The following is a 7529-nucleotide window of genomic DNA, read 5'->3' as shown; positions in this document are numbered from 1 at the left end:
CGAATAGGCGGTAGACCACCAAAGTGACGCGGGATGGAGCAGCCCGGTAGCTCGTCAGGCTCATAACCTGAAGGTCGTAGGTTCAAATCCTACTCCCGCAACCAGCGTCAGATAGTCCAAAACACCACGGTCAGACTGCAGTTGATCAAATGAATCAATCGTTTAACATCTGCGCCCCGTTAGGCGAATAACCGTAAGGTCAATGACACAAATCCTAAGCGCAAAAACAATATATTAAGCATCTAGCCTCGATTTAAGCGTCGAATTTTGCCTTCGGGTATCACAACAGGAAGCACTGAGGACGCAAATGGGCACGAAAATACTTTGTGATGCGCGTCTGCGTGGTCCCGGCTAAAGGTTCTGAACAAAATCGGATCGATACTTGAATCTCTGTTGCAGTCCGCGACCAAATCGGGGAGCAACAGAATTCCTAAGAAATCTCTTCCCCAATGATGAGAAACAAGCCAATATCTCGATCTGAAAAGTCGACGTAAGCGGTGTGAAAACCGTTAACTTTTGGGGCAGGTCGAAAGCAACATGGTAAACTTCAACATCTCTGACGGCGTTGGTACTACGTTCACCGATACTTCTCCTGGTGGCGGTTTTGTTATTGATTTCGACTCTCTCGACAACAGCTTTAGCCTGCAGATCAATGGTGTGGATTTGTTTGTTGGTGGACCCGCAGGGGCGCCGAATGAGCTGCAATTCCAACGACAAGTCAATGGTACCGAGGGTCAAACTGTTCGCTTTGCTGACGGGGACAGGTACGAAATCGATACACCTGCTGTTTGGCAGCTTGGAAATACCAACGGTGAACCAGTTGTTCGTTTGGTCGTTGAGCCGGACGGAACAATCCAACTCTTTGGCGTGAAGGCAGATAACGGCGCGCTTGTACCGCTGGAATTGTTCAACGGAATGACGGTAAATTCCGCAGCAATTGCAGACGCTTGGAACGATACCGGGTCGAACACCATTACCATCGACCAGTCCGTAACCGGCCCCACAAATGCAGACGGCGAGTTTGTGGACGTTTTGTGCTTTGCGGCCGGAACATTGATTGAAACCCAGGATGGTCCTGTTCTGATAGAGGAACTGCGGGTTGGCGATCAGGTTCTCACCCATGATCATGGTCATAAACCGGTTCGTTGGATCGGATCGCGCAGTCTGAGCCTTGTAGAGCTTGAAGCGCAGCCACGGCTTCGGCCTATCCTAATCCGAGCGAATGCGTTGGGTGATGGGTATCCAAAGCAGGATCTAATTGTGTCGCAGCAGCACCGCATTTTGGTGTCATCAGCTGTCGCCATGCGCATGTTTGAGTGTCAGGATGTTTTGATACCGGCAAAAAAGCTGTTGCCTTTGGATGGCATCGACTTTCTGCCCGACACCGCGGGTAGCGTCGAATACTTTCACATTCTGTTCGATCGGCATGAGCTCATCTGGTCCAACGGGGCGCTGACGGAAAGCTTGTTTACCGGCCCCGAGGCACTCAGGACTGTATCTCCAGAAGCCCGACAAGAAATCAAAGACTTGTTTCCCGAATGTTGCGATCCGCAGTTCGAGGCGATTTCCGCACGCTACATTCCCAAAAAGGGCAAGCATATGCGTAAGTTGGTGGAACGGCACCAGGTGAACAACAAGCCACTTTATAGCTGATCATCTGTCTCAGACCTGTTTACGTCACTTTTGAGATTTGAGAGCGCTGCCGAAGGATCGCTTGATCACCGCTTGGGCGGTAAAATCCATTTCATCCCATCCGGCTTTTGGACGCGATTGAAAATTTCTGCTAATTTGTCCTCCAAGTGCAATGTGGGTTCGAGTTGTCGCGCTGCTTTTGCCGATACGAACGAAGTCCCCACTGCATTTGTGAACCAGAGCTGAACTACGGTTGTATGCTAATTGGATAGGCTTGCGGTCAGAACTGCTTTCAGCTGAACAAACTCCGGTGATAGAGCAGCCGGAAATCAAAAAGTTTAAGAAAACTATAACTAAACTTTTGATTTAAAACATAATTTTGACTTTTCCCGCTCACAGGGAACGCACCACGCGGTTTTACCTCTGATCCGGTCCGCAACTGGAATCGGAGGCTTCGAAATGCTGGAAAAAAGGAATCTTTTTCGCCCTCAGCGCGCGTCGGCCAGAGCGTATTGCAAACCTAAGCACCGCGGAATCAAAGCTATAGTGGCGGCACTGTTTGCGGGAGTACTGACCTCGGCGACTTCTGTCCCTTCGCCCACGTTAGCTGACGGGCTGATGGTTGTTGGCAGCGACCGAGGCGGTTATCTGCATGACCGTTTGATCGAAATCGAAAATCTGCAGAAAAACGGCATTCAAGTCGAAATTCGGGGACGTGTCTGCTTTTCAACCTGCACGATGTTTCTGGGCCTTCCCGGAACCTGTGTGAACCCTGACACAACATTTGGATTCCATGGACCTTCGCGCAGTGGCCGGCGGCTTACCCCAAAAGACTTTGACTATTTCAGTCACATCATGGCCGCGTATTATCCCGAGCCGCTTAAGACGTGGTTCATGGAAAAAGGGCGTAACCGGATCAACGGCGTTTTCAGGATAAAAGGCACAGAGATCATCAGAATGGGAATTCCTGCCTGCCGGACAGCCTGAATGAAGCTTGCTTAGACCGGCGCGCAAATGTTAGACGCCTTGGGTCTTGACCGCCGACCCATGAATTCAATGATAGCCGGTCGCTGCAGCCACTCAGGAGGCACCCTCAACGTGCTGTCATCGCTGATTCAACGTTTCGGGCGACGCGCGGTCTTTCCTGCTCCTGTGCCGGACACGCCGACCTGTGTCATTGGTGATGTGCACGGCTGCATAAGGCAGTTGCAGAAACTGTTGCCTCAGATTCCTCGGGATCATCGGATCATCCTTGTCGGAGATTATATCGATCGCGGCGAAAACAGTGCTGACGTTCTACGTCTGATCCAAGACCGCCCGGATTTCATCTGTCTGAAGGGAAACCACGAAGACATGATGTTGAATTTCCTGTGTGACCCTGAGGAATATGGCCCGCGCTGGCTGCGCTATGGTGGCCTGCAGACGCTGGCCTCATTTGATGTCCGGAACGTGCGCGCCGAGATGACCGCTGCTGAACTGGTCGCCTGCCGAGACAATCTTTTGGCGGAGATGGGACCTGAGCTGGTCCAATGGATCGCGGAATTAAGGACCTTTGATTATTCCGGCAACGTCCTTGTGACGCATGCTGGTGCAAATCCGAGTACGCCCGCCGATCAGCAACCCGAAAAAACTTTGATGTGGGGCCATCCAGAATTTCGAACTACCGACAGGCGAGACGGTGTTTGGGTTGTTTATGGTCACACAATTGTCGATCAAGCCACAGCGCGGCGCGGACGGATTGCTGTGGATACCGGCGCCTTTGCCACCGGCGTACTGACTGCGGTCTGCCTGGACGGTGGTGAGCCTACATTCATAAGTGCCCGTCCTTAGCGCCGTTCACGCCGAACCAGGTTCGAAAGCACGCAAAATTCTCGATGGTACACAGCTTCGGAAACTCATCCACGCTCGCGGCACAGAACATCCTTTTTTTCGGCCAAACCAAGCCAAGCCTTGTCAGGTCATGACGGTTTCAATAGGAAAATTAGGAACCGCGTCAAATTATTGAGCATTTTATGTTGATCTGTCCTGTCCTTCTTTGCGGGGGCTCCGGTACGCGCCTCTGGCCCTTGTCTCGAAAGAGCTACCCGAAGCAATTCGTTCCATTGGTCGGAGAAGAGACCCTGTTTCAGGCATCTGCCCGCCGGTTGTCAGGGGCAAACGCGGAATTGGAGTTTGAACCGCCGGTGGTTCTGACCAACTCGGACTTTCGGTTCATCGTCGCGGAACAACTGCAGGCTATCGGAATTGACCCCGGCACGATCATGATTGAGCCTGAGGGCCGCAACACAGCGCCAGCGGTTCTTGCGGCGGCGGTGCATGCTTATGCCAAGAACGAGGCTGCTGTAATGCTGGTTGCCCCTTCCGATCACGTGGTTCCGGATGCAGCTGAATTTCAGGCCGCCGTTGCACGGGGTTTGGAGGCGGTTGCGCAGGGCAAACTGGTGACTTTTGGCATCACCCCGACACATGCGGAAACAGCGTACGGATACCTTGAACTGGCCACTGGTTCTGGCGGTGACGGTGCGCCTCTTCCGTTGAAGAAATTTGTCGAAAAGCCAGACCTCGCCCGTGCGACCGAAATGCTGGAGGCCGGGAATTACAAATGGAACGCAGGGATTTTCCTGTTCCGGGCGGCGGACATCATCGCAGCCTTCCAGGCGCATGCCCCCGATATGATTGAGCCGGTCAAGGCAGCGGTGGAAAAAGCAAAGCAGGATCTGGGGTTCCTGCGTCTCGACCCTGAAAGCTGGGCGCAGGCCGAAGACATTTCGATCGATTATGCCGTGATGGAAAAGGCAACGAACTTGTCGGTTGTGCCCTTCGGCGCCGCATGGTCGGACTTGGGCGGCTGGGACGCCGTATGGCGCGAAAGCGGCCCGGACGCGCAAGGTGTGGTGACCAGTGGGGGGGCAACGGCGATTGATTGCCAGAACACCCTTTTGCGGTCGGACAGCGAACAGCTGGAAATCGTGGGTATCGGGCTGGATAACATCATCGCTGTGGCGATGAATGATGCGGTTCTGGTTGCCGATGCATCGCGGGCGCAAGATGTCAAAAAAGCGGTTAGCGCGCTAAAGGAAAAAGGCGCGCCGCAGGCGACGGCGTTCCCGAAGGATCACCGCCCGTGGGGATGGTTCGAAAGCCTGGTGGTCGGAGAGCGTTTTCAGGTCAAGCGCATCTATGTGCACCCTGGTGCATCGTTGAGCCTGCAAAGCCATTTCCATCGTTCCGAACATTGGATTGTTGTTGAGGGAACGGCCCGCGTGACAATCGATGATCGTGAGCAATTGGTGACCGAGAACCAATCTGTCTATATCCCTCTTGGGGCAATGCACCGGATGGAAAACCCGGGAACGGTCCCGATGGTCCTGATCGAGGTGCAAACCGGCACGTATTTGGGCGAGGATGATATCGTGCGTTACGAAGATAAATACGCGCGCGGGCAGGGGGCCAAGGGCTGAACTGTGCACCGGGTTCTGTGTGGCATTGGATTGAAAACACGCGGCAGGGATTGCAGCCTTGCAAACCTAACTTATCAAGCAAAGCTGATCGTCGGTTTTTGATCCTGTCAAACCGATCAATAAGGTCATTGCCCAGAAGTGCAGAACAAGTGAAAACCGTTTAGTCCGCGCCAAACAAGTCACGGGTGAACACCTTGTCCGCGACATCTTCAAGTTCGGGGCTATGCCGGTTGGCAACGATCAAGTCGGCTTCGGACTTAAAGGTTTCGAGATCCTGCACGACACGAGAGCGGAAAAACTCATCTTCCTCCAACGTTGGTTCATAAACAATGACCTCGACGCCTTTGGCTTTCAGCCGCTTCATGATGCCTTGAATGGAAGACTGACGAAAATTGTCGCTGCCGACTTTCATGACCAGCCGGTGGATACCAACGACGCGTGGGCCTTTCATCAGGATTCGATCTGACAAAAAATCCTTGCGCGTCCGGTTCGCGTCCACGATGGCACGAATAAGGTTTTGCGGAACATGGCTGTAATTGGCCAAAAGCTGTTTGGTATCTTTTGGCAGGCAATACCCCCCATACCCAAAGGACGGATTGTTGTAGTGATCGCCAATTCGGGGATCCAGCGAGACCCCCTCGATGATCTGGCGTGTGTTCATACCGCCAGCCATGGCATAGCTGTCCAGTTCGTTGAAAAAGGCAACTCGCATGGCGAGGTAGGTGTTGGAAAACAGCTTGATCGCTTCGGCTTCATCCGGGTCGGTGAACAGGACGTCCACGTCTTTGGTCAAGGCACCCTCAAGCAAAAGCTCGGCAAATACCCGCGCCCGGTCCGAACGTTCGCCAACGATTACGCGGGACGGGTGCAGGTTGTCATAAAGCGCGCGCCCTTCACGCAGGAACTCCGGCGAGAAGATGAAGTTGTCGCTGCCCAGGTCAGAGCGCAGCGACTGAATAAACCCCACCGGAATCGTCGATTTGATGATGACGGTGGCCTTGGGGTTAATCGCATTCACCTGCCGGGCGACAGATTCGACACTGGATGTATCGAAGTAGTTGGATTTGGCATCATAATTTGTCGGTGTTGCAACAACGACGAATTCGGCATCTTCGAAGGCCGGTTCCGTAGTTGCCCTGAGCGACAGCGTTCGGTTGGCAAGAAAGTCTTCAAGCTCAGCATCGACGATGGGGCATTGGCCGGAATTGACCATTTGGACCCGCTCTTCAGAAATGTCGATTGCCGTGACATCGTGGTTTTGTGCCATTAGCACCGCGTTGGACAATCCCACATATCCAAGACCTACAACTGCAATCTTCATACCTTTGCCCTCATATTCGCAAGCCGGTGACTACTTCACCTGCTGTATTGCTTGCCGATTGTAAATGCGCATGTGTGCCTCTTACGCCCCCATTCCGAATTTTCGTTAGCATCTGACCTGCTTGAGGCAGGCCTGCGCCAAATGCGGGCTAACGCGCAAGCCAGACCGTTTTTGAGGCACCTAAAACCTGCTCAATCCCAACTATTTTTTTGATGTAGAAATGGGAAAAAGTCCCTCAAAAAAGCAACTTAGCGGCATTGCAAAAAATCTGAGGAATTTTCAGGAATTCAGCATTCTCAGGTTGAAGCTTGTGTGATAACGGTCAGACAACACTTGATTTAGGAGATTCAGGATGATCAGAGCGTCTCTTCTTGCGCTAGCCCTTTCAGCGACGGCCGTTCATGCACAAGATGCGAGTGCGGCGCAAGCTACCGCCGGAGGCGGTGCAGGCTCTGGTGGTGCGGCGGCAGGTGGCGCGGCTGCGGCAGGTGTCACAGGTTTTGTACCGTTGGTTGCCCCAGCTTTGGGCGCGGTTGCGGCAGCAGCTGGTATCGCTGCAGCAGCTGGCGGCGGGTCAACAAACAGCACCACAAGCACGACGGGCACCAACTAAGGCCCTTATCCCCAGCTTAAATGAAGACAGCGCGCCTTTAGGGCGCGCTGTTTCTTTTCAGAGTGTCGCCCGCACCTTAAATTTTAATAATTTTTGTCGCTTAGCTGCCACACGAATAACTGTTGTGCGTCACGCTGCGGGCATTGATCTGGCCTGGCACAGGGCCGGCCAGACGCTGATTGTCCGTGTGGAACCAGCTTAAGGTTGGGCACTTTGGAGACCTTGCACAGCGCAGAGATTACTTGGTCTCGGATCAGTTGCCCGGGCAACGAGACAGATATTGGTTCCAGGTCGGCTTGAGCCCCAAGTAGGGACCGGATGCACTGCTTGATTTCAGCAACCGCAGAAACCGGGCGAAGCGCGATGTGGAATTCGGCCGTGTCCCCGGCCAGACCACCGAAAACGCTTTGCAGGTCAACCAGGATGACCTCGTCCGGATTACATTGAGCATGCGCGTATGTACTTGTTGCAGGTGCCTGGATACCAGGAACGTCACGACGTT

Annotated in this window: 7 protein-coding genes and 1 tRNA gene; 6 read left to right on the top strand and 2 right to left on the bottom strand. The window is 53.5% G+C overall.

The window, feature by feature from the left end; all coding sequences use genetic code 11:
• The first annotated feature begins 27 nt into the window (after positions 1–27).
• The 5 genes from AC2FLJ_RS22675 to AC2FLJ_RS22655 all read left to right on the top strand — a co-directional run bounded on the left by AC2FLJ_RS22675 (position 28) and on the right by AC2FLJ_RS22655 (position 5093).
• Positions 28–104 (top strand) — tRNA-Met (locus AC2FLJ_RS22675).
• Positions 105–537: 433 nt separating this feature from the next.
• The gene (locus tag AC2FLJ_RS22670) at positions 538–1653 is read left to right on the top strand and encodes a Hint domain-containing protein (protein ID WP_496707772.1); all 1116 of its coding nucleotides are present in this window, start codon (positions 538–540) and stop codon (positions 1651–1653) included.
• Between the two features lie 525 nt (positions 1654–2178).
• The gene (locus AC2FLJ_RS22665) at positions 2179–2619 is read left to right on the top strand and encodes a hypothetical protein (protein ID WP_496707770.1); all 441 of its coding nucleotides are present in this window, start codon (positions 2179–2181) and stop codon (positions 2617–2619) included.
• A 111-nt stretch (positions 2620–2730) separates the two neighbouring features.
• The gene (locus AC2FLJ_RS22660; protein WP_496707768.1) at positions 2731–3462 is read left to right on the top strand and encodes a metallophosphoesterase family protein; all 732 of its coding nucleotides are present in this window, start codon (positions 2731–2733) and stop codon (positions 3460–3462) included.
• A 182-nt stretch (positions 3463–3644) separates the two neighbouring features.
• Entirely contained in the window at positions 3645–5093 is a 1449-nt protein-coding gene (locus AC2FLJ_RS22655) for a mannose-1-phosphate guanylyltransferase/mannose-6-phosphate isomerase (protein ID WP_496707766.1), read from the top strand.
• 160 nt (positions 5094–5253) lie between these two features.
• Here the strand turns inward: AC2FLJ_RS22655 and AC2FLJ_RS22650 are convergent, their stop codons facing one another.
• The gene (locus AC2FLJ_RS22650) at positions 5254–6414 is read right to left on the bottom strand and encodes a nucleotide sugar dehydrogenase (protein ID WP_282171197.1); all 1161 of its coding nucleotides are present in this window, start codon (positions 6412–6414) and stop codon (positions 5254–5256) included.
• Between the two features lie 352 nt (positions 6415–6766).
• On the opposite strand from AC2FLJ_RS22650, the gene AC2FLJ_RS22645 reads away from it, so the two are divergent.
• A complete protein-coding gene (locus AC2FLJ_RS22645; protein ID WP_282121600.1) occupies positions 6767–7027 on the top strand; it encodes a hypothetical protein in 261 nt (86 codons plus the stop codon).
• An 83-nt stretch (positions 7028–7110) separates the two neighbouring features.
• On the opposite strand, the gene AC2FLJ_RS22640 is transcribed toward AC2FLJ_RS22645, so the two are convergent.
• The coding region (locus AC2FLJ_RS22640; RefSeq protein ID WP_496700149.1) for a hypothetical protein at positions 7111–7529 on the bottom strand (419 nt) is incomplete at its 5' end.

Source organism: Ruegeria sp. CDSA034, assembly GCF_059612275.1.
The sequence above is the reverse complement of the archived record's forward strand: the minus strand, read 5'-3'. Positions and strand labels throughout refer to the sequence as shown.